Raw genomic sequence first — 20504 nt, forward strand, 5'->3', positions numbered from 1 at the left:
GTCAGGCCACCGCCAGCCGCGTCGTCCGGCCTTCGCCTTCGGGCAGCAGTGCCACCTCCGCGATGACCGGCAGGTGGTCGGAGGCAGTGCGAGCGGCCCTGTCCGTCCAACTCCGCAGCAGGGCCGCGCGCGGGCGCGCGTAGATACGGTCCAGCGCGAAGAGGGGCCGGCGCACCGGGAAGGTCCGGCCGTGGGTGCGGGAGGGCAGGGTGCCTAGGAAGGCGCGGTCCACCGGCCCATGCGGCTCCCAATCGTTGAAGTCGCCCATGGCGAGCAGCGGCTCGGTGACGCCCTTCGCCAGGGCGGCCAGCCGCGCCGCCTGGGCCCGCCGTTCCCCCCAGCCCAGCCCGAGATGGGCGGCCAGCACGCGCAGCGCCCCGCCCGGCGTCTGCACCCGCGCGGTGATCGCGCGGCGCGGCTCCCGGCCGGGTACGGAGATATCGTGCAGCGAGCCCTCCTCCAGCGGCCAGCGGCTGACGACCATGTGGCCATAGCAGCCGTCGGTCGCGCGCAGCGTCGCGGCCTCCACCGCATGGCCGCCCAGGGCCTCGCGAAGGGCGGTGAAGGGGGCGGTCCCTGGGCGGTTGCGACCCTCCACCTCCTGGATCGCCACGATGTCGGGCGCGTGACCGAGGATGAGGTCGATGGCGCGCTGCAGGTCGTGCCGCCCGGCCGTGCAAACGCCGCCATGGATGTTCCAGGTCATGACCCGGAAGGTAAAGCCGACCATCGCGCCCGTGCTCAGTCCTCGTGGCGGAGATGGCGGAACAGCTTCTGCAAGCCCCAGGTGATTCCGGCCCAGGCCGTCAGCACCACCAGCAGCATGCCGATGTTGCGCGGCGTCGGGTGCTCGATGATGCGCGACAGCCCCTCGCCCACGAGCGACAGCAGGGCGATGCCCGGCAGCAGGCCGAGCGCGGTGCCGATCATGTAGTCGAGGAAGCGGATCCGCATCGCCCCGGCGACGAGGTTCACCAGCGTGAAGGGCGCCACGGGCAGCAGGCGGATCGTCGTCACCGCCAGGATGCCGTTGCGGTTCACGGACTGGCTCACCCGGTTGATCCGCGGCCCCAACACCCGCCGCAGCACGCCGGGACCGAGCTTCCGGCCCAGGCCATAAGTCGCGGCCGCCGAGACCATCGCCCCCACGGCGGCATAGGCGAGCCCCGGCCAGGTGCCGAAAGCGGCCGCCGTGCCGAGGATGAGGACGTTCACCGGAAAGGCGACGAAGCCCAGCAGCAGGAAGAGCCCGACCGAGACCGCCGGCCCCCAGGAGCCGCCCGCGGTGAGCGCCGCCTTCATCGCCTCCGGCGTCATGTACTGGGAGACGGGCGTTGCCTTCCACAGCAGGATCAGCAGCGCCACCGGCAGCAGCATCAGCGCCGCCCGCGCCAGCAGCGGCCAGGGGCGGCCCGAGGGGGGTGCGACGTCCGGGTGGCCGAGATAATCCGCCAGGAATTCCCCCGATTCGATCGGCCGGCGCGGGTCCGCCGCGCGCTCGATCCCCGGCAGGAGGCTGCGCGCGGGGGCGTCGCCGTCCTCCACGTCCTGCAGGCTGTGGCCATTGGCCGAGAGGCCGCGCACCGCCGTCAGGATCGAGCCGCTGGCGCGGAGGCGCTCGGCCACCTCGTCCGCCGAGACGCCCGTGTGCTCGGCGATCAGCCGGTTCCTCACCGCCGCCACCGCCGCGCGCTGGCCCGCATCCGCGGCCTCCACCATCAGGTCGCACTCCGTATCCGTGCCCATGGAGCGGTTGCAGAGGTTGGAGGAGGCGACGCGCAGCAGCCGGTCATCCACCACCATGACCTTGGCGTGCACCATCACCTCTGACTCCGCCCCCCCGTTCGCCACATGGGGAAAGACCAGCCGCACCCGCCCGGCCATGCCGGCCCGGCGGATCGCGCGCATGAAGCGGATGCGCCCGGCGAGCATCGTGCGGTGCTCCAGCCAGGTGTGGTGGGTCTTCGGCGCGACGAGCAGCGCCTCCAGCGCCGGCCGCTCCTTCATCCGGCGAATGAGGGCGCGGGCGATGCGGCCGCAGGTGAGGAACTGGTTCTCGACATAGATCATCCGCTCCGCCGCCCCGATCATGTCGAGGTAAAGCGCCTCCACCTCGCGCACCTCTGGCGCGCCATCGTGCTTCGGGTGGGTGCGGGCGATACCGAGGGTCGCGTTCGTCAGGTCGGGGTCGAGGCCATCCGGCCAGGGGTCGTGGTCGGGGGCGGAGGGGCCGGGGACGGGCACGCATTCCTCGCAGGCCCTTGCCCAGCGATCGGCCACCAGCTCGGCCAGCGCCGCCGCGGCCTCGCCGTCCACCGCCATTTGCACGTCGTGGAAGGGGGAATAGGGCTTGCCCGCGGGGTCCAAGCGGCCGGGCTCCGCAGGGTCGTGCCGGTTCGTGTCCCAGCGGCGGATCGTCAGGTCCAGGCCGCCGGAGAAGGCCACCAGCCCGTCCACGACCACCACCTTCTGGTGGTGCGAGGCGCCGAAGGGCGTACGGTCGTCGAGGCAGAGCTCCACCCCTTCAGGCACGCCCCAGCGGAGGTGCAGCGCCGGAAGCATCTCCCGCTCCAGCGAGTAGAGGACCGAGTAGTCCCAGAGGAGCAGCTTCACTGAGAGACCGGGCCGCCGCTGAACCAGTGCCGCCAGGAAGGCACCCAACTCCTCCGGCAAGCCATCGTCCGGCGGGGCCTCGCCGACCAGGCGGGTGCGGCTGTCGATGTCCCAGCCCACCACCTGAATGCTGTGCCTCGCCCGCAGCATCGCCGACCGCAGCGCGCCGAAATAGGTGGCACCGTCTGAGAGCACCGCCGCCCGACGGGCGCGTGCCACCCGCCAGGCGTTGCGGCCTTCGCGGAGGATCGAGGCGGGCGGGAAGGCCTCGCGCGACGGCATGGTCCGCGGCCGGGCGCGCGGAGGAGCTTCGGTGAGCATCCCGGGGCTAACGCGGCAAGCACAATTTCGTTCGCGGTTGCGGCAGGGGCGGCCCGGGTCTTGCTAAATCACAAAATGACGGGCCAAGGGCCACTTCTGCTGGGGGGAACGCGATGCTGTGGGATCTGGCGCGGGCTGAGGGCCCGGAGGCGGCGGCGCGCGCCGCGCTGGACCGGATCGAGGCCTGGGCGGACCCGGCGCTCTTCATCCACCGCATCCCCGCGGTCGAGGTGATGGCGGAGGCCGCGCGCCTGGCCGCGGAGGGGCCGATGGGCCGCCCGCTCTACGGCATCCCCTACGTCATCAAGGACAATATCGACGCGGCCGGCCTGCCCACCACGGCCGCCTGCCCGGACTTCGCCCAGGTGGCGGCCGAAGATGCGCCGGCTGTCGCCCGCCTGCGCGCGGCCGGGGCGATCCTGCTGGGCAAGGTGAACCTCGACCAGTTCGCGACGGGGCTGGTCGGGGTGCGGAGCCCCTACGGCACGCCGCGCAACGCGGTGGACGCGGCCTGCGTGCCTGGCGGCTCCTCTTCCGGCTCGGCAAGCGCCGTCTCGGCCGGGATCGCCGCCTTCTCGCTGGGCACGGACACCGCTGGTTCCGGCCGTGTGCCCGCGATGTTCCAGAACATCGTCGGGCTGAAGCCCAGCCTCGGCCTCGTGCCGACCCGCGGCGTGGTGCCCGCCTGCCGCTCGCTCGACGTCGTTTCCATCTTTGCGCTGACCGTGGAGCAGGCCGCGACGGTTCTGGACGCCCTGGCCGGACCTGACGCGGCCGACCCCTATTCCCGCGCCGCCCCCGCCGGCTGGCGCGCGGCGGGTGGCGGCCTGCCCCCCGCGCTCCGCGTTGCCGTGCCCGAGGACGCCGATCTTCTCTTCGACACCGCCGAGGACGAGGCCCTGTTCCGCGCCGCCCTCTCCCGCCTGGAGGGGCTCGGCGCGGTGCTGGAGCGAGTGTCCATCGCCCCTTTCCTCGCCTTGGCCCGCCGCCTCTACGACGGTGCCTGGGTGGCCGAGCGTACATCGGCGCTGCGAGACATGGTGGAGAACCACCCGGACTCGCTCCACCCCACCACCCGCATCATCCTGGAGGGCGGTCTCTCTCGCGTGACAGTGGATGCCTTCGACGACTTCCACGCGGTGGCGCAAACCCGCCTTCTCTCCCGCGCCCTCTTCGCCCGCTTCGATCTGCTGGCGGTGCCGACGGCGCCCGGCATCCCGACGCTGGAAACTCTGGCCGCCGAGCCCATCGCGGCAAATAGCCGCTGTGGCACCTACACGAATTTCGTGAACCTGCTGGATCTCTCGGCACTGGCGGTGCCTTCCGGCTTTCGCGCCGACAAGCGCCCCGCCGGCATCACCCTCATCGGCCCCGCCTTCGCGGAGGCGCGACTCTGCGCGGTGGGCGCCGCCCTGCACCACGCGGCGGGGCTGCCGCTCGGCGCGACCGGGCAGCCCACCCCGCCGCCCCCGCCCGCCGCGGGCGCGGAGGTGGGAGAGATCCCGCTCTTCTGCATCGGCGCGCATATGTCGGGCTTGCCGCTGAACGGGCAGGTGACGGCGCTCGGTGGGCGCTTCCTGCGGCGGGACCGCACGCAGGCCGGCTACCGGCTCTACGCGCTGGGCAACCGGCCCGGCCTCATCCGGGACGGGGAGGGCGGTGCCTTCATCGAGGGCGAGGTCTGGGCGATCCCCGCCGCCGGCATCGGACCGCTGCTGGCGCAGGTTCCGCCGCCGCTCGGCTTCGGGACGGTCGCGCTGGAGAGCGGGCCCTGCCTCGGCTTCCTCGCGGAGCCCTCAGGCCTGGTGGGCGCGCCCGAGATCACGTCGCATGGAGGATGGCGGGCCTACCTGGCCGCGCGCTGAAGCCGATTTCCTCCCGCGCCGCCGACACCGCTTCGTCGAGCCCGGCGCGGAAGCGCACCGCGGGCGGACGCACGCCGTGGGTCCGCAGCACGCGGCGGATCGGCGGCGCCGCACCGGCGAGATAGACCAGCGCGCCCGCGCGCCCTGCCTTCCGCGCGAAACCCTCGATGGTCGCCGCCGCCGTTGAATCGAGCAGGGCCACGGCGGAGAGGTCGAGCACATAGGCCCGGGGCTGCGCCCCCACCCGGTCCAGCGCCGCCCCCACCTCCGCCGCGGCGCCGAAGAAGAAGGCACCGGAGATGCGGATCACCGCGATATCAGGATCGCTCGCGAGCGACGCGTCATAGGCCTCGCGGCCCTCGCCATCCGGCTGGTCCGCCTCCACCAGCGGCCGCCCGGTTTCCACCTGCACCGCCTGCGCCATGCGGTGGAGGAAGAGCAGTGCGCCGATGCCGAAGCCGATGAGGATCCCCTCGATCAGGTCGCGGAACACGACGAGCAGCAGCGTGGCGAAGAGCACGATGGCATCCCCGCGCGAGGCCCGGACCAGCGCCGCCATCGCGTGCCGCTCCGCCATGTTCCAGGCGACCACCGCCAGAAGCCCGGCCAGCGCGGCCAGTGGGATAAAGGCGGCCAGCGGCGCGGCCAGCAGCATGAAGAGGAGCAGGAACACCGCATGCAGCATGCCCGAGACCGGCCCGCGCGCGCCCGAGCGCACGTTCGTCGCCGTGCGCGCGATGGTGCCGGTCACGCAGAAGCCGCCGAAGAGAGCCGAGCCGATATTCGCCACGCCTTGCGCCACCAGTTCGGCGTTGGAGCGGTGGCGCCGCCCGCTCATGCTGTCGGCGACAACGGCGGAGAGGAGGCTCTCGATCCCGCCGAGCAGCGCGAAGGAGAGAGCGGCCGGCAGCACGGCCGAAACTTCCGACCAGCCCATCGGAGGGAGGTTGGGCGCGGGAAGTGATTGCGGGATGCCGCCGAAGCGGGTGCCGATGGTCTCGACCGGCAGGCCGAGCCCCCAGGCGAGCGCCGCCGCCAGCGCGACCGCGATGAGGAAGCCCGGCCAGTTCGGCCGTATCCGACGGAGGACGAGGATGACGGCGATCGACAGGGCCGCCAGCCCGACCGCCGCGGGGTTGAGCGTCGGCAGGGCTCCCGCGAGGGCCGCCAGCTTTGGCAACAGCGGGCCCGGCTCAATCGCGAGCGTCAGGCCCAGCAGGTCCTTCGCCTGGCTTGCCAGGATGATCACGCCGATTCCCGCGGTGAAGCCGACCGTCACGGGATAGGGGATGTACTTGATGAAGGTGCCCAGCCGCAGGAGGCCGATGGCCATCAGGATGACGCCGGAGATCAGCGTGGCAAGGATCAGTCCCGAAACCCCGTGCGCCGCGACCGTCGCCGCCACGAGCACGATGAAGGCCCCTGCGGGTCCGCCGATCTGGAAGCGGCTGCCGCCGAGCAGGGAGACGAGGAAGCCGCCGACGATGGCGGTGTAGAGGCCGCGATCCGGCCCAAGGCCCGAGGCGATGGCGATGGCCATCGAGAGCGGCAGGGCCACGATCGCGACGGTCAGGCCCGAGACGGCATCCGCCCGCAGCCCCGCCAGCCCGTATCCCTCCCGCAGCACGGTCACGAGCTTCGGGGTGAACATCTCCGCGAAGCCCGGCGCCGCAGGGGCAAGGGGTGTGGCGCCCCGCCTCAGATCACCCGCACCGGCTGTCCCGCCATCCATGCCTTCAGCGCCTCCAGCGCGCCGCCGTAGAAATGCTCGTAGTTCTGGCGCGTGACGTAGCCGAGATGCGGCGTCAGCACCGTGTTGGGCAGGGAGGCGATGGGGGCGCCCGCCGGCAGCGGCTCCTCGTCGTAGACGTCGAGCGCCGCCCCCGCGATCCGCCCTGAGCGCAACGCTTCGGCCAGCGCCGCCGAGTCCACGAGCGGGCCGCGCGAGGTGTTCACGAGATACGCCGACCGCTTCATCAGCCCCAACTCCGCCGCGCCGATGGTATTCCGGGAACGTTCCGAAAGCACGAGGTGAAGCGTGACGACGTCCGATTCCCGGAGCAGGGTTTCCTTGTCCACGCGCGTCGCGTCGGCGGCGCGCGCCGTCTCCTCCGTCAGGTTCGTGCTCCAGGCGAGCACGCGCATGTCGAAGGCGCGTGCGACGCGCGCCACGCGCTGGCCCTGCTTGCCCAGGCCGATGATGCCGAGGGTGCGGCCCTCCAGGCCCTGGCCGACCACCGTCTGCCAGCGTCCCTCGCGCAGCGCGCGGTCCTGAGCGGGGATATCGCGCAGCAGGGCGAGGATGAGGCCCCAGGTCAGTTCGGAGGTGGGGGAGGTGGTGCCGGGCGTGCCGCAGAAGGTGATCCCCCGCTCCTTCAGCGCCGCCGCATCGACCGAGTTGTTCCGCCCGGCGGTGGTGACCAGCAGCTTCAGGTTCGGCAGCCGCTCGATAAGGCTTCGCGGGAAGGGCGTCCGCTCGCGCATGAGGACGATGGCGTCGTACGGGGTAAGCCGGGCGACGAGCGCCTCCGGGTCCTTGATGGTGTCCCGGAACACGTCCACCGGCACGCCGAGCGATCCCCAGTCGCCGAAGGAGAGGGCGACGCCCTGATAGTCGTCCAGCACCGCGATCCGGCTCAGCTTGTTCATGCGCGCTTCGTCCCCTGCCGGGCATGGCGCCCGGCCGGCGCATCCCGCGGCGCGCAGGCTAGGGCAGAACCCCGGCCCCGTCAGGGGGGGCGTCCAGCAGGCGCAGCACCGCGTCGCCGCGCCGGATCGTGCCGCCCTCCAGCACGCGCGCGGTGATGCCGCCATGGCCGCGCACGGCGTTGTAGCCGCCGGGGCCCAGCTCCTCCTCCATGCGCGAGCAGGGGTGGCAGTCGCCCGACCATTCCAGCACGGCATCCCCCACCCGGAAGCGACGGTTCCGGAGGGCGGAGAGGTTGATGCCCTCCACCAAGAGGTTCCGTCGCAGCCGCTCCGGCGCTACCTCCGTCCGCGAGAGATAGCCGGCGATGGCCTGAAGCTGCTCGGCCGAGGCGATCGTCACCTGCCGCGCGCCGTTGCGGCTGCTGGAGAAGCGGTCCCCTACCAGGCCTTGGCCCTCCTCGGCCAGGGCGGTCTCCACCACCCGCATCGGCGCTCGCCGGGCCGGGCGCAGGCCGATCCAGACGAGGCGGCCGGGCGCCACCGGCCCGTCGATCAACCGCGCCAGCATGGAGCCGGGGGCGGGTGAGCCCGCGCGCGGCACCTCGCCGAACAGGTCGCGGCTCACGGGGCGTAGCCGGTGGGCAGCGCCGTCGTGTACTTGATCTGCTCCATCGAGAAGCTGGAACTCACGTCGAAGAGGTCCGCCATCTCGATCAGCCGCTTGTAGACGCCGTCATAGGCCGCGATGTCCGGCACCACCACGCGCAGCAGGTAGTCCACGCTGCCGCTCATCCGGTGGAACTCCAGCACCTCCGGGATGGCGCTCACCGCGCGGCAGAAGCGCTCGGCCCAGTCCATGCTGTGGCGGTTGGTGCGGATGGTTACGAAGACCGTGACGCCGACGCGCATCTTCGCGGGGTCCAGCAGGGCCACGCGCCGGCGGATCACCCCCTCCTCCTCCAGTCGCCGGATGCGGCGCCAGCAGGGGGAGGGGGAGAGGCCCGCGCGCTGCGCCACCTCGGCGACCGAGAGGGTCGCGTCCTCCTGCAAGCATTCGAGGATCTTCCGGTCGAACCCGTCGAGCGGGGTGAGATTTTGCGCCAAGCTGCTCAATCCGGGCATGGGATTGCGCGATCCTCGGGAAAACGGACGGGGAACGCAATCTCTTGCCCGGCGGCGGCGCCTATCATCGCCCGAGCGCCCGAGGAGCCGACGCCCATGCCGACCCCCTCTTTCACCGACCACCCCGCCTCTGTGGGCGAGACCTATACGGAGCACATGCACACCGCCGCCTGGTTCGGCTGGCGCATGCTGGTCGGCTCGCTCGCCTGCTTCGTGCACGCGCTGCTGCCGTTCCTGTTCACGCGCACGGGCTCGGCCACGATCGCGCAACTGCACGACCGCATGGTGGTGAACCGGGTGCGGGCCGAGCGAGCCGCCGGCGTGCAGGCGAGCCGCCCGGCCTGAGGGGCGGCCCTCAGGCCGCCTCCAGCTTCTCCGAGAGTTCCAGCCACTCCTCCTCCAGCTTCTCCAGCGTGGCGGCAATGGCGGCGCGGCGCGTGTTCGCCCAGGCGATGTCGGCGGGCTTGAAGCGCGCGTAGGTCTCGGTGTTGGAGAGCTTCTTCTCCAGCAGCCGGTCCTCCAGCTTCAGCTTCTCCATTCGCGCCTCGACCTCGCGCACGCGCTCCTTGATCGGCGCCAGCGCGGCCCGCGCCGCCGCGCGGCTGGCGGCGGTCGGTTTAGCGGGCGCGTCCGTGTCTCCCCGTGCCGCCGCCCGCGCCTCGCTCCGCGCCTCCCGGGCGCGGCCGGCCAGCCAGGCACGGTAGTCGGCGAGGTCGCCGTCGAAGGGCTTCACCTGGCCATCGGCCACCAGCCAGAGCTGGTCGGCCGCGAGTTCGACCATGTGCGGGTCGTGGGTGATGATGACGACGGCGCCCTTGTACTCGGCGAGCGCCCGGACCATCGCCTCGCGCGCGTCGATGTCGAGGTGGTTCGTCGGCTCGTCGAGGATGAGGAGCTGCGGCGCGTCCCGCGTGGTGAGTGCCAGAAGCAGCCGCGCCTTCTCCCCGCCCGAGCAGTCGCTGATCTTCGTCGTCGCCCGGTCCACGTCGAGGCCGAAGCGCGCGAGCTGGCCGCGCACCTGGGTGATGGTGGCCTTGGGCATCACCGCCTGCATGTGGGAGAGCGGCGTGCCGTTGGGGTCCAGCGCCTCTGCCTGGTGCTGGTCGAAATAGCCGATCTTCAGCCGCGGCGTGCGCCGCACCTCGCCCGAGCTCGGCTCCAGCTTGCCGGCGATGAGCTTCGCGAGCGTGGACTTGCCGTTACCGTTGGCGCCGAGCAGCGCGACGCGGTCCTCCTGGTCCAGCCGCAGGCCGAGGCCGCTGAGGATGGTGCGGTTCCCGTAGCCGACGGAGGCGCCGTACATCGTCAGGATCGGCGGCGCGACCTCCACGGGGTCGGGGAACTCGAAGCGGGTCGGCCCGTCCTCCACGGTCGCCACCACCGGCGGCAGCTTCTCCAGCGCCTTGATGCGGGACTGCGCCTGGCGCGCCTTGCTCGCCTTGGCGCGGAAGCGGTCCACGAAGGCCTGCATATGGGCGCGCTCGGCCATGATCTTCACGTTGGCCGCGGCCTGCTGGGCCATGCGCTCCGTGCGGATGCGCACGAACTCGGAATAGCCGCCCGGATAGGTCGTGATCTTGCCGCGGTCGAGATGCGCGATGCTGTCCACGCACTCGTCCAGCACCTCCCGGTCGTGGGAGATGATGATGGCGGCGCCGGGGAAGCGCTTGATCCAGCCCTCGAGCCAGATCGTCGCCTCGAGGTCGAGGTGGTTCGTCGGCTCGTCCAGCAGCAGCAGGTCGGGCTCGAGCGAGAGGGCGCAGGCCAGCGCCACGCGCATCCGCCAGCCGCCCGAATACTCTCGCACCGGGCGAAGCTGCGCGGCACCATCAAAGCCGAGGCCCGCCAGCACCGCACCTGCACGCGCCGGGGCGGCATCGGCGCCGATGGCGATCAGCCGCTCCTGCACCTCGGCGGCGCGGGTGGGGTCGCCGTTCTCCAGCTCCGCCAGCAGCGCCGCGCGCTCGGTATCGGCCGCCAGCACCGTGTCGATCAGCGAGACATCCGTGCCGGGCTGCTCCTGCGCCACATGCGCCATGCGAGCCCGCGCGGCGATGCGGACCTCCCCGCCATCGGGCGAGAGGGCGCCGGTCAGCGCGCGGAACAGCGTGGACTTCCCGGCGCCGTTCCGCCCCACCAGACCCAGCTTGCGGCCGGGGTCGAGCTGAAGGTTGGCGCCGTCCAGCAGGGTGCGGCCGGCCATGCGGATGGTCAGGTCGCGAAGGGCGAGGACGGTCATGCCGCGCCTTCTATACCGCCCGGGGTCCTGTTGGAACGACGCGTTGTGCAACGCAGCGCTGCCGGACCACCCTTGCCACCGGTCCGGCGCGTGCTAGGCGGGGGCGGCCCGAGAAAAGGAACGAGCATGGCCGAGCCCCGCCACGCGCCGACGAGCGCCCTCCGCCGCTTCCTGGAGGCGGAATCCTCCGGCGGGCTCGTGCTGATGGGGGCGGCCGCCCTCGCGCTGGTGATCGCCAATACGCCGCTGAACGGGGCCTATGAAGCGGTGCTGCACGCCCATCTCGGTCCGTTGCCGCTGCTGGAGTGGATCAATGACGGGTTGATGGCCTTCTTCTTCCTCTTCGTAGGCATGGAGATCAAGCGCGAGGCCATTGACGGGCAGCTCGCGACCTGGCCGCGCCGCGCCCTGCCGGGCTTGGCCGCTGCGGGCGGGATGCTGGTGCCGGCCATCGTCTTCCTGCTGCTCAACCCGGCCGCCACCTCCCATGGCTGGGCCATTCCCACCGCGACCGACATCGCTTTCGCCCTGGGCGTCCTCTCCCTGCTGGGCAAGCGGGTGCCGGCCTCGCTCCGGGTGTTCCTGGCGGCGCTGGCCATCATCGACGACCTCGGCGCTGTGGCCATCATCGCGGTCTTCTACACCGGCGGCCTCTCGGTGCCCGACCTCGCCGCGGCCGCCGCGGTGATCGCGGTCCTGGCCGCGATGAACCGCTTCGGCGTGCTGAAGCTCTGGCCCTATCTGGCGCTCGGGGCCGTGCTCTGGGTGCTGATGCTGCGCTCGGGCGTGCACGCCACTCTGGCCGGGGTTTTCCTCGCCCTGACCATCCCGCTGCGCCACCGCGTCGCCGCCCCGGACGACGAAGCGCTGAGCCCGCTTCACCGGCTGGAGCACGCCCTGGCCACGCCCGTTAGCTTCATCATCGTGCCCCTCTTCGGCTTGGCGAATGCGGGCGTGCCCTTCCTCAACCTGCCCGCCGAGGCCCTGGCGGCGCCGGTCACGCTGGGCGTCGGGCTCGGCCTGCTGATCGGCAAGGCCGTCGGGGTCTTCGCTGCGGCAATCCTGGCCATCCGCCTCGGCCTCGCGGATATGCCGGCCTATGCCAGCCGCACCCAGCTCTTCGGCACCGCCCTTCTCTGCGGGATCGGCTTCACGATGAGCCTCTTCGTCACCCTGCTTGCCTTCCCCGGCAACGAGCTGCTGCAGGCGGAGGCGAAGATCGGCATCCTCGGCGGGTCCTTCCTCTCGGGCCTGCTCGGCTACGCCCTGCTACGGGTCGCGCGGGGCGACTTCCCCCCGACGCCCTCCCGCTGACCCCCCTTGCCGAGAGCGCCGGGCGCCGCTACCGGCCCCCTGACCAACCAAGGGAACCCGCCACCATGGCCATCGAGCGCACCTTCAGCATCCTCAAGCCCGACGCGACCCGCCGGAACCTGACCGGCAAGATCAACGCCGTCTTCGAGGAGAAGGGCCTCCGGATCGTCGCGCAGCGCCGCATCCAGATGACCCAGTCCATGGCCGAGACCTTCTACGGCGTCCACAAGGAGCGGCCCTTCTTCAAGGATCTGGTGTCCTTCATGACCTCCAGCCCCGTGGTCGTGCAGGTGCTCGAGGGCGAGGACGCGGTGGCCAAGAACCGCGAGATCATGGGCGCCACCAACCCCGCCAACGCGGCCGAGGGCACCATCCGCAAGCTCTTCGCCGAGAGCATCGAGGCGAACTCGGTCCACGGCTCGGACAGCCCGGAGAACGCGGCGACGGAAATCGCCTTCTTCTTCGCCGGCCACGAGATCGTCGGCTGAGCTAAGGCAAGGAAGGTCGGGAGAAGGAATTCCCCCGAACCCCCATCTTCTTTCTTTCGGAAAGAAAAAGGAGGGGGTCTGGGGGAGTTCACTCCCCCGGCCTTGCTCCTACCCGAAGCTGATGCCGGTATCCCGCATCAGCCCCTTCACCACCTCCCGCTCGCTCACCAGCCGCCGCGCCAGCCCCTCGGCATCCGCCGGCACCGCCGAGGCGCCCATCGCGGTCAGGCGCCGCCGCACCTCCTCGTCCTTCGTCGCGAACTCCACCGCCTCCTCCAACCGCCGCCGGATCGGCTCGGGCGTGCCGGTGCGGCAGAACATCGCGTTCCAGCTCGTCAGGTCGAAGCCCGGGAAGCCCGATTCCGCGATCGTCGGCACCCCCTCGATGCCCCCGCGCCGGATGCCGGAGGTGAGCGCGATCGGGCGTGCCTTCCCGGCATCGATCACCGGCTGCAGCGAATTGGCCGAGAGATAGCCGGAAGGCAGCGTGTCCCCCGCCAGGTCCCGCGCCACCTCCGCGCCGCCGCGATAGGGGATGTGCTCCATCCTGACCCCGGAGCGGTGCGCCAGCAGCGCGCCCGCCAGATGCCCCGTGTTGCCCACGCCCGGCGAGCCGTAGGGCATGCCGCCCGGCATGGTTCGCGCCTTGTCGAGGTAGCCCTTCAGGTCCGTGATTCCCGTCGAGGTCGGGACGGCCAGGATATAGGGCACCTCCGCCACCATCCCGACCGGGGTGAAATCGCGCTCGTAGTCGAAGGGCAGGTTGCGGTTGATGAACTGGGCGATGATGAAGGAGGCCGCGTCGAAGAGCAGCGTGTGCCCGTCGGCCGGCGCCTGGAAGACCTGCCCTGCGGCCAGCGCGCCGCCCGCGCCCGTGCGGTTCTCCACCACCACCGTCTGGCCGAGGAATTCTGACAGCTTCGGCTGGATCAGCCGGGACATGGTGTCGGAATTGCCGCCGGCGGCAAAGGCGATCACCACCCGGATCGGCCGGTTGGGGAAAGCCGCCTGCGCGTGCACCGCCGGCGCCGCGAGCAGCCCACCCGCCAGGGCGCCCAGCCCGCGGCGCCCGAGAAACATGGCATTCCGGCTCATCCAGCGCTCCTCTTTCACAATTCCGGACCTTGGCGGCCCTTCCACATCCCTCGATCCTGCGCCCGCCCGTCCGCCGGGTCGAGTTCAGGAGCCCGCGATGAACCCTTCCACCCCCGGCCCGATCCTGCGCCCGCTGTGGCCGGGGGAGATGCCCGCCCTGGTCGCGATGCAGTCCGCCTCCTTCGCGGCGCTCGCCACGGCCTATCCGCCCGCTCTCGCCCCGGCCTACGACGCCATGCTGCGGGAGCCGACCTACGCGGCCGAGGTCGCCGAGAGCGACGTCTGGGTGGCGGAAGGGGAAGGGACGATCCTCGGCAGCGCCGGCTGGTTGGGGCAGGGGGACGGCCTCGGCCGCATCCGCAAGGTCTTCGTCCATCCCAGTGCAGCCCGGCAGGGGCTGGCCACCCACCTGGTGCGCGCCGCGGAGGAGCGGGCGCGGGCGGCCGGCTGCACGCGCTTCATCCTGCGCGCCTATCTCAACGCGGTGCCCTTCTACGAACGCCTCGGCTACGTCGCCGACCGGCCCGGCGAGCGGGCGCTTCCGGGCGGGCTTTCCATGCCCGTGCTGTTCATGCGGAAGGGCTGACCCCCGCCCGCGCGGCGTAGGAGAGGTCCGAGAAGTCCCGCAGCCGCCGCTCCACCCCCGCGAAGGCGGCGCGGCTGGCCTCCGGCACCGGGGCGTCCGGCGTGCGCGTGCGATGCTCCAGCCAGCGCGCCACCGCGCCGGCGCCGCGGCGGTGGGCGGCCGCGACAAGGCCGGCCTCCGTCAACGTCACGGGCTGGCCGTCGCTCGCCTGCACCGTCCGCCCGGCGGCGCCCAGGGCCCCGTTGGCGCTCAGCTGCCGCTCCGTCCGTGCGAGGTACTGCCCCATCGCCGCCTCCTGCGCGGAGGGGATCGCGAGGAAATCGGCCTCGCTCCGCACCCCCGCCGCCGCGGCCCGCCCGGTCCAGCCGCCCGCAGCGTCCTGCCAGCCGATATCGCGCAGGGCCACGGGCAACAACTGGTAGCGGCCGAGCGCCCCGGAGGCGTCGTTGCGCGCCCCCCAGCTGGCGCCCGCGCTCTCCTGCGCTGCGATCCGGTCGCGAAAGGCCGCGTCCGGCCCTGCCACGCGGGTCGCCTCGGCCGGGCGCACGGCCGCGACCGCCCGCGCCGGCACGAAAGGCGCCTGGACCCGGGCCAGCGCGTTCTTGAAATCCGCCGTCTTGGCGACCGCCTTCAGGGCGCGGCCCGTTCGCGGCGCCAGGGTCTGCACTGGCTGCGTGCTCATGCGGCCGGAGACTGCCAGGAAGGGCTGATCAAGCGGTTAACGGCGCTGGGCGTTCTGGCAAACGAAACTGCTGCTTCGGCCTCTCGTTCTTCCGGCCAGCTCGAAAGGACCCGGCGCATGCCCGACGACCAGAAAACCCCCCAGCCGCCGCAGCACCAGGAGCATCAGCCCGGCATCGAGGCCGAGATGACGCCCCGTCCGCAATCCTCGATGGAGAACTGGAAGGCTTCGGGCAAGCTGGAGGGCAAGAAGGCGCTCGTCACCGGCGGCGATTCCGGGATCGGCCGCGCGGTTGCGATCGGCTTCGCCAAGGAGGGTGCGGACGTCGTCATCCTCTACAAGGACGAGCACGAGGACGCCGCCGAGACCAAGCGGCTGGTCGAGGCCGCTGGGCGTCGTTGCGAGAGCATCGCCGGCGACGTGGGCGACGCCGCCTTCGTGCGCGATGCCGTGACGCGCGCGGCGGGCTTCCTCGGCGGCCGCATCGACGTGCTCGTGAACAATGCCGCCGAGCAGCACACGAACGAGGACTTCGCCACCATCGACGAGGCCCAGGTCGAGCGCACCTTCCGCACGAACATCCTCGGCTATTTCTGGGTGGCCAAGAACGCGCTGCCGCACATGCCGGAGGGGGGCGCGATCATCAATACCACCTCCGTCACGGCCTATCGCGGCAGCCCGCAGCTGATCGATTATTCCAGCACCAAGGGCGCTATCCTCGCCTTCACGCGCAGCCTCTCGCAGCAGCTTTTCGAAAAGCGGAAGATCCGCGTGAACGGCGTGGCGCCCGGCCCGATCTGGACGCCGCTGATCCCCGCCAGCTTCACCGACGAGAAGACCGCCGAGCACGGCGCCTCCGCCAAGATGGGCCGTGCGGGGCAGCCGGACGAGGTGGCGCCGAGCTACATCTTCCTCGCCTCGAACGCGGACAGCTCCTACATCAACGGCCAGGTGCTGCACCCGAACGGCGGCGATGTGGTGAACGGCTAAAGGGTCAGCCGCCAGCCCCCCGCCCCGCCTTGCAGGCGGAGGGCGAGATCGGCCGCGGGATCGGCCACCTCGAAGGGCAGCGCCGCGCCATCAGCCAGGATGGCGTAGCGCCCGATCTTGAGGGCCTCGCCCGCGAGCAGGGGGCCGGCCCTGCCTGCTGCATCGGTTGTCCACTCGCCCGCGGCGGTGCCCTCTATCTGCAGCGTCAGACGCAGCCCTGCGAAGGGTGCGCCCGCCCTTTCCAGGGCGCGCAGCAGGATCGCGCCGCGCGGGGGCTCGGCGTCCGGCGCCTCCACCCGCGCCGCCAGCCGCAGCCGCGATACGTGGCCGACCTCCTCCATCGCCCTCGCGCGCTCCTCCTCGACGGACCGTCCGAGCCGCGCGCGGAACCCGCGGAGCACGTCCGCCGCCGTGTGCCGGCGCAGGCAGATCATGAAGGGGATGCCGTGGCGCGAGCGATACGCGGCGTTGAGGCGCGCCAACTCCTCGGCATCGGTTTCGGCCAAGCCCGCGCCGCCCTGTTCCTCGCGGGAGGCGGCGGTAAGCCCTACGGGCAGGGCGCCCGCCGACAGTTCCGGGTGCAGGTTGAGAAAGCGGACCCTTTCTGCCTCATCCAGCCCCCGCAGCACCGTCATCAGCCCGGCGTGAAGCGCCGCCACGCTGGGGAAAGGACGCGCCGGGGCTGCCCCGGCAGCCACCCAGCGCGCGTGCTCGAAGATGCCCTCCAGCGCTGCCGCGAAGCCCTCTGCCGGCATCGCGTTCAGCGCCGCGAGCGCCACCCGCGGCGCATTCACCGCCGATCCATCCGCCATCATCGATCCCCCTTGCCTGGATGATCCCCCGCACCCGCATCCCCGGCAACGGAGCGCCCGCGTTTCACTGTGCAGCATTCTCCGCCCTGGCGCGTTGGAAGACCTCGGCCCGGTCCACCCGGGCAGGCCAGCCCTGAACCCGAGAGAGGACCCCGCATGAAGGCGATCACCTGGCACGGCAAGAACGACATGCGTTGCGACACCGTGCCCGACCCCAAGATCGAGGACGGCCGCGACGCGATCATCAAGGTTTCCTCCTGCGCCATTTGCGGCTCGGACCTGCACATCATGGACGGCATGATCCCGGGCATGGAGCGCGGCGACATCGTCGGCCACGAGTGCATGGGCGAGGTCGTCGAGGTCGGCAAGGACAACAAGAAGCTGAAGGTCGGCGACCGCGTGGTGATTCCCTTCACCATCTCCTGCGGCGAGTGCTTCTTCTGCCAGAAGGGCTTCTTCTCCGGCTGCGAGCGCTCCAACCGCACCGCGAAGACCGCCGAGAAGCTCTGGGGCCATTCCCCGGCGGGCCTCTTCGGCTATTCCCACATCCTCGGCGGCTACGCCGGTGGGCAGGCCGAATACGTGCGCGTGCCCTACGCCGATGTCGGCCACATCAAGGTGCCGGATGGCATGACGGACGAGCAGGCGCTGTTCCTGTCCGACATCTTCCCCACCGGCTACATGGGCGCCGAATTCTGCAACATCCAGGGCGGCGAGACGATCGCCATCTGGGGCTGCGGGCCGGTCGGCCAGATGGCGATCCGCAGCGCCTTCCTGCTCGGCGCCGAGCGCGTGATCGCCATCGACACCGTGCCCGAGCGACTGGCCATGGCGCGCGCGGCCGGCGCCGAAACGCTCGATTTCCACGACGTCGATGTCTACGACGCCATCCAGGAGCGCACGCACGGCCGCGGCGCCGACGCCTGCATCGACGCGGTCGGCACCGAGGCCGATGGCACCGCGAGCTTTGATTCCGTCATCGACCGCATCAAGGTCGCGACCTTCATGGGCACGGACCGCCCGCACGTGCTGCGCCAGGCGATCCATTGCTGCCGCAACTTCGGCACGGTCTCCATCATCGGCGTCTACGGCGGCCTGCTGGACAAGATCCCCTTCGGTTCGGCCATCAACCGCGGCCTGACCTTCCGCATGGCCCAGACCCCGGTGCAGCACTACATGCCGATCCTGCTGGAGCGCATCCAGAAGGGCGAGATCGATCCGTCCTTCGTCATCACGCACACCGCGTCGCTCGAGCAGGGGCCGGATCTCTACAAGACCTTCAGGGACAAGAAGGACGGCTGCATCAAGGTCGTCCTGAAGCCCTGATCCCACAAATCCAAGGAACCATCATGGCCCAAGCCATCCGACCGCTCGCCATCGTCACCGGCGCCTCCACGGGCATCGGGCTCGAGCTTGCAAAGGAAGCCGCGAACCACGGCTATGACCTGCTGATCGCCGCCGACGAGCCGGCGATCGAGACCGCGGCCACCGAGCTGCGCGCGCTCAACGTGAACGTGGACGCCGTGCAGGCTGATCTCTCCACCACCGAAGGGGTGGACAAGCTTCTCGCGGCAACCCGCGGCCGCGAGGTGGAGGCGCTTCTCGCCAATGCCGGGCGCGGCCTCGGGAAGGGATTCCTCGACGAGGACTTCAACGAGGCCCGCAAGGTGGTGGACACGAACATCACCGGCACGATCTACCTCATCCACAAGGTGGGGCAGTCGATGCGGGCGCGGCGCGCCGGCAAGATCCTCATCACGGGCTCGATCGCGGGCTTCATGCCCGGCAGCTTCCAAGCCATCTACAACGGCACGAAGTCCTTCCTGAACTCCTTCTCCTTCGCCATCCGCGACGAGCTGAAGGACACGGGCGTCACCGTCACCTGCCTCATGCCCGGCCCGACCGAGACCGAGTTCTTCGAGCGCGCCGACCTGATGGACACCTCCGTCGGCCAGGGCAAGAAGGACGATGCGGGCATGGTCGCCCGCGTCGGTTTCGAGGCGATGATGAAGGGTGAGGGCGACGTGGTCAGCGGCTGGAAGAACAAGATCCAGTCCGCCGTCGCCAATGTGCTGCCGGCCGGCGTGACCGCGGCGCTTCACCGCGGCATGGCCGAGCCCGGCAGCGGCAAGCAGTAGCCCCAACCGGGCGGGAGGCTGCGCGCCTCCCGCTCAACCCTTTGGCAGGGGGCGCGCCGCCGCCTCAAACCCTGCCCAGGGATCGGCTGCGTCGAGCCGCGCCGGTGCCGTGCGGAGAGTGAAGGCGCGCGGGTCGAGGCCTGGCGCCACTTCCGACCAGTCGAGCGGCATCGACACCGTCGCGCCAGGCCTTGCCCGCGCGGACCAGGCTGCCACCGCCGAGGCGCCGCGCGCGTTGCGCTGGTAGTCGAGGAAGATGCGGCCGGTCCGCACGGCCTTCGCGCTTTCCGTCGTGAAGTGCGAGGGTTCCTCCGCCTCCAGCGCCTTGCAGATCCGCCCGGCGGTGTCGTGCAGCGCCTTCCACGTCGCCCCGGTGACCGGAACCACGACGTGCAGCCCCTTGCCGCCCGTGGTCTTGCAGAAGGGCACGAGGCCCAGCGCCTCCACCCGCGTTCGCAGGGCCAGGGCGGCCGCCACCACCGCCTCGAAGCCCAGCTCCTGCGCCGGGTCGAGGTCGAGGATCATCCGGTCCGGGCGCGTGACCGAGGCGCTGCGCGCGGGCCAGGGGTGGATCTCCAGCGCGCCGAACTGCGCCAGGGCGATCAGCCCCTCCAGCGTGTCCACCTGCAGCAGAGGCGTTGATTCCCCGCGTGGCTTCACCTGGGTAATGAGCTTCGAGGTGCCGCGCCCGGCGTGCCGCTGGAAGAAGGTTTCGCCGATGATGCCATCCGGCGCGCGCAGCAATGAGAGTGGCCGCCCGGCGATCCAGGGCAGCAGGCGCGGGGCGACCGCCTCCAGGTATTCGGCGAAGTCGCGCTTGGTGATCGCCTCCTCTGGCCAGTAGACGCGATCCGGATGCGTCAGCGTGACGCCGGCGACCGTCGCCTCTGCGGACCCTGCGGCGCGCTTTCGCGGAGCCTTCGCGGGTTCGGCTTTCGCCTCCACCGGCTTTGCCCGCGCCCGCTTCCGGGGCGCCTCTGCCTCAGTCGGGCGGCCAGCAATCTCCGCCATGCTCCGCCCCGTGCTGACCGAGACGGCCATCTCCTCCAGCAGCGCGTCCGCGTCGCCAGGGCGGGCTCCCTCATCCTCATCCTTCACAAGCAGCCAGTTGTGCTTCGCCTCCCCGCGCGGACGCATCCGCACGAGGTGCCAGCCGCCTTGCAGCCGCTCGCCCCGCAGCGTGAAGCGCAGCCGGCCCGCCGCGACGTCGGCCGCCGGGTCGTCGGAGGCCGGCACCCAGGTGCCGCGGTCCCAGAGCATGACCGTGCCGGCGCCGTAGCCCTCTCCGATCACCCCCTCGAAGTTCCCGTACTCCAGCGGGTGGTCCTCCACCTCCACAGCCAGGCGCTTCTCGGCGGGATCGAGGCTCGGGCCGCGCGTCACCGCCCAGGATTTCAGCACCCCGCCCAGCTCCAGCCGGAAGTCGTAGTGCAGGCGCGTGGCCTCGTGCTTCTGCACCACGAAGCGAAGCGCTTTCTCCTTGCGTCGCTTCGGCGCCGTGCCCTCGGGCTCCGGCGTGCGGCGGAAGTCGCGCTTGGCGCGGTAGGGGGCGAGGGGATCGTCGCTCATGGCGGGAACGAAACGCCGTTC

Annotated in this window: 19 protein-coding genes; 8 read left to right on the forward strand and 11 right to left on the reverse strand. The window is 71.5% G+C overall.

Annotated features, from left to right (window positions below; genetic code table 11):
- Nucleotide 1: 1 nt before the first annotated feature.
- Entirely contained in the window at nucleotides 2-730 is a 729-nt protein-coding gene (locus D9599_RS07865) for an endonuclease/exonuclease/phosphatase family protein (protein ID WP_232480272.1), read from the reverse strand.
- An 11-nt stretch (nucleotides 731-741) separates the two neighbouring features.
- Entirely contained in the window at nucleotides 742-2895 is a 2154-nt protein-coding gene (locus D9599_RS07870) for a VTT domain-containing protein (RefSeq protein ID WP_198380679.1), read from the reverse strand.
- A gap of 152 nt (nucleotides 2896-3047) precedes the next feature.
- Between D9599_RS07870 and atzF the strand changes: the two genes are divergently transcribed.
- A complete protein-coding gene (gene atzF, locus D9599_RS07875) occupies nucleotides 3048-4799 on the forward strand; it encodes an allophanate hydrolase (protein WP_198380680.1) in 1752 nt (583 codons plus the stop codon).
- On the opposite strand, the gene D9599_RS07880 is transcribed toward atzF, so the two are convergent.
- Genes D9599_RS07880 through D9599_RS07895 form a run of 4 tightly spaced genes read right to left on the reverse strand, consistent with a single transcriptional unit; the run spans nucleotide 4756 to nucleotide 8570 of the window.
- Nucleotides 4756-6531: a SulP family inorganic anion transporter gene (locus D9599_RS07880; protein ID WP_198380681.1), complete on the reverse strand. Its 1776-nt coding sequence runs from the start codon at nucleotides 6529-6531 to the stop codon at nucleotides 4756-4758. The genes atzF and D9599_RS07880 overlap by 44 nt on opposite strands.
- The gene (locus D9599_RS07885; RefSeq protein ID WP_198380682.1) at nucleotides 6498-7448 is read right to left on the reverse strand and encodes a D-2-hydroxyacid dehydrogenase family protein; all 951 of its coding nucleotides are present in this window, start codon (nucleotides 7446-7448) and stop codon (nucleotides 6498-6500) included. Before D9599_RS07885 ends, D9599_RS07880 begins: the two co-directional genes overlap by 34 nt.
- Nucleotides 7449-7506: 58 nt before the next feature.
- Nucleotides 7507-8073: an MOSC domain-containing protein gene (locus D9599_RS07890; protein ID WP_309228573.1), complete on the reverse strand. Its 567-nt coding sequence runs from the start codon at nucleotides 8071-8073 to the stop codon at nucleotides 7507-7509.
- Nucleotides 8070-8570 (reverse strand): Lrp/AsnC family transcriptional regulator, encoded by a 501-nt coding sequence (locus tag D9599_RS07895; protein ID WP_198380683.1) that lies wholly within the window; start codon nucleotides 8568-8570, stop codon nucleotides 8070-8072. The genes D9599_RS07890 and D9599_RS07895 overlap by 4 nt, the downstream gene beginning before the upstream one ends.
- Before the next feature lie 96 nt (nucleotides 8571-8666).
- On the opposite strand from D9599_RS07895, the gene D9599_RS07900 reads away from it, so the two are divergent.
- A complete protein-coding gene (locus D9599_RS07900) occupies nucleotides 8667-8915 on the forward strand; it encodes a DUF6356 family protein (RefSeq protein WP_198380684.1) in 249 nt (82 codons plus the stop codon).
- 10 nt (nucleotides 8916-8925) lie between these two features.
- On the opposite strand, the gene D9599_RS07905 is transcribed toward D9599_RS07900, so the two are convergent.
- Nucleotides 8926-10809 carry an ABC-F family ATP-binding cassette domain-containing protein gene (locus D9599_RS07905; RefSeq protein ID WP_198380685.1) on the reverse strand — a complete coding sequence of 628 codons (1884 nt, stop codon included), beginning with the start codon at nucleotides 10807-10809 and terminating at the stop codon, nucleotides 8926-8928.
- A gap of 126 nt (nucleotides 10810-10935) precedes the next feature.
- Here D9599_RS07905 and nhaA point away from each other — a divergent pair, with 126 nt between their 5' ends.
- Nucleotides 10936-12123, forward strand: a complete 1188-nt coding sequence (gene nhaA / locus D9599_RS07910) for a Na+/H+ antiporter NhaA (RefSeq protein WP_198380686.1) — start codon at nucleotides 10936-10938, stop codon at nucleotides 12121-12123.
- Nucleotides 12124-12188: 65 nt separating this feature from the next.
- A complete protein-coding gene (gene ndk, locus D9599_RS07915; RefSeq protein ID WP_198380687.1) occupies nucleotides 12189-12611 on the forward strand; it encodes a nucleoside-diphosphate kinase in 423 nt (140 codons plus the stop codon).
- Between the two features lie 108 nt (nucleotides 12612-12719).
- Here the strand turns inward: ndk and D9599_RS07920 are convergent, their stop codons facing one another.
- Nucleotides 12720-13706, reverse strand: a complete 987-nt coding sequence (locus tag D9599_RS07920) for a tripartite tricarboxylate transporter substrate binding protein (RefSeq protein ID WP_198380688.1) — start codon at nucleotides 13704-13706, stop codon at nucleotides 12720-12722.
- 97 nt (nucleotides 13707-13803) lie between these two features.
- Between D9599_RS07920 and D9599_RS07925 the strand changes: the two genes are divergently transcribed.
- A complete protein-coding gene (locus D9599_RS07925) occupies nucleotides 13804-14292 on the forward strand; it encodes a GNAT family N-acetyltransferase (protein ID WP_198380689.1) in 489 nt (162 codons plus the stop codon).
- Here D9599_RS07925 and D9599_RS07930 read toward each other — a convergent pair.
- Complete coding sequence (locus D9599_RS07930; RefSeq protein WP_198380690.1) at nucleotides 14276-14974, reverse strand: hypothetical protein; 699 nt, start codon at nucleotides 14972-14974, stop codon at nucleotides 14276-14278. The two genes, D9599_RS07925 and D9599_RS07930, sit on opposite strands and share 17 nt — an antisense overlap.
- A gap of 117 nt (nucleotides 14975-15091) precedes the next feature.
- On the opposite strand from D9599_RS07930, the gene D9599_RS07935 reads away from it, so the two are divergent.
- Nucleotides 15092-15964, forward strand: coding sequence for an SDR family oxidoreductase (locus D9599_RS07935; protein WP_198380691.1), 873 nt, complete (start codon nucleotides 15092-15094; stop codon nucleotides 15962-15964).
- On the opposite strand, the gene uraD is transcribed toward D9599_RS07935, so the two are convergent.
- Complete coding sequence (gene uraD / locus D9599_RS07940) at nucleotides 15961-16776, reverse strand: 2-oxo-4-hydroxy-4-carboxy-5-ureidoimidazoline decarboxylase (RefSeq protein WP_198380692.1); 816 nt, start codon at nucleotides 16774-16776, stop codon at nucleotides 15961-15963. The two genes, D9599_RS07935 and uraD, sit on opposite strands and share 4 nt — an antisense overlap.
- Before the next feature lie 156 nt (nucleotides 16777-16932).
- On the opposite strand from uraD, the gene D9599_RS07945 reads away from it, so the two are divergent.
- A complete protein-coding gene (locus tag D9599_RS07945) occupies nucleotides 16933-18102 on the forward strand; it encodes a zinc-dependent alcohol dehydrogenase (protein ID WP_198380693.1) in 1170 nt (389 codons plus the stop codon).
- Nucleotides 18103-18125: 23 nt separating this feature from the next.
- Nucleotides 18126-18914 carry an SDR family oxidoreductase gene (locus D9599_RS07950; RefSeq protein ID WP_198380694.1) on the forward strand — a complete coding sequence of 263 codons (789 nt, stop codon included), beginning with the start codon at nucleotides 18126-18128 and terminating at the stop codon, nucleotides 18912-18914.
- A gap of 33 nt (nucleotides 18915-18947) precedes the next feature.
- Here D9599_RS07950 and ligD read toward each other — a convergent pair whose 3' ends face one another.
- Nucleotides 18948-20483, reverse strand: coding sequence for a non-homologous end-joining DNA ligase (gene ligD / locus D9599_RS07955; protein WP_198380695.1), 1536 nt, complete (start codon nucleotides 20481-20483; stop codon nucleotides 18948-18950).
- Nucleotides 20484-20504 lie beyond the last annotated feature (21 nt).

Source organism: Roseomonas sp. KE2513, from assembly GCF_016107305.1.
Taxonomy (GTDB): Bacteria; Pseudomonadota; Alphaproteobacteria; order Acetobacterales; family Acetobacteraceae; genus Roseomonas.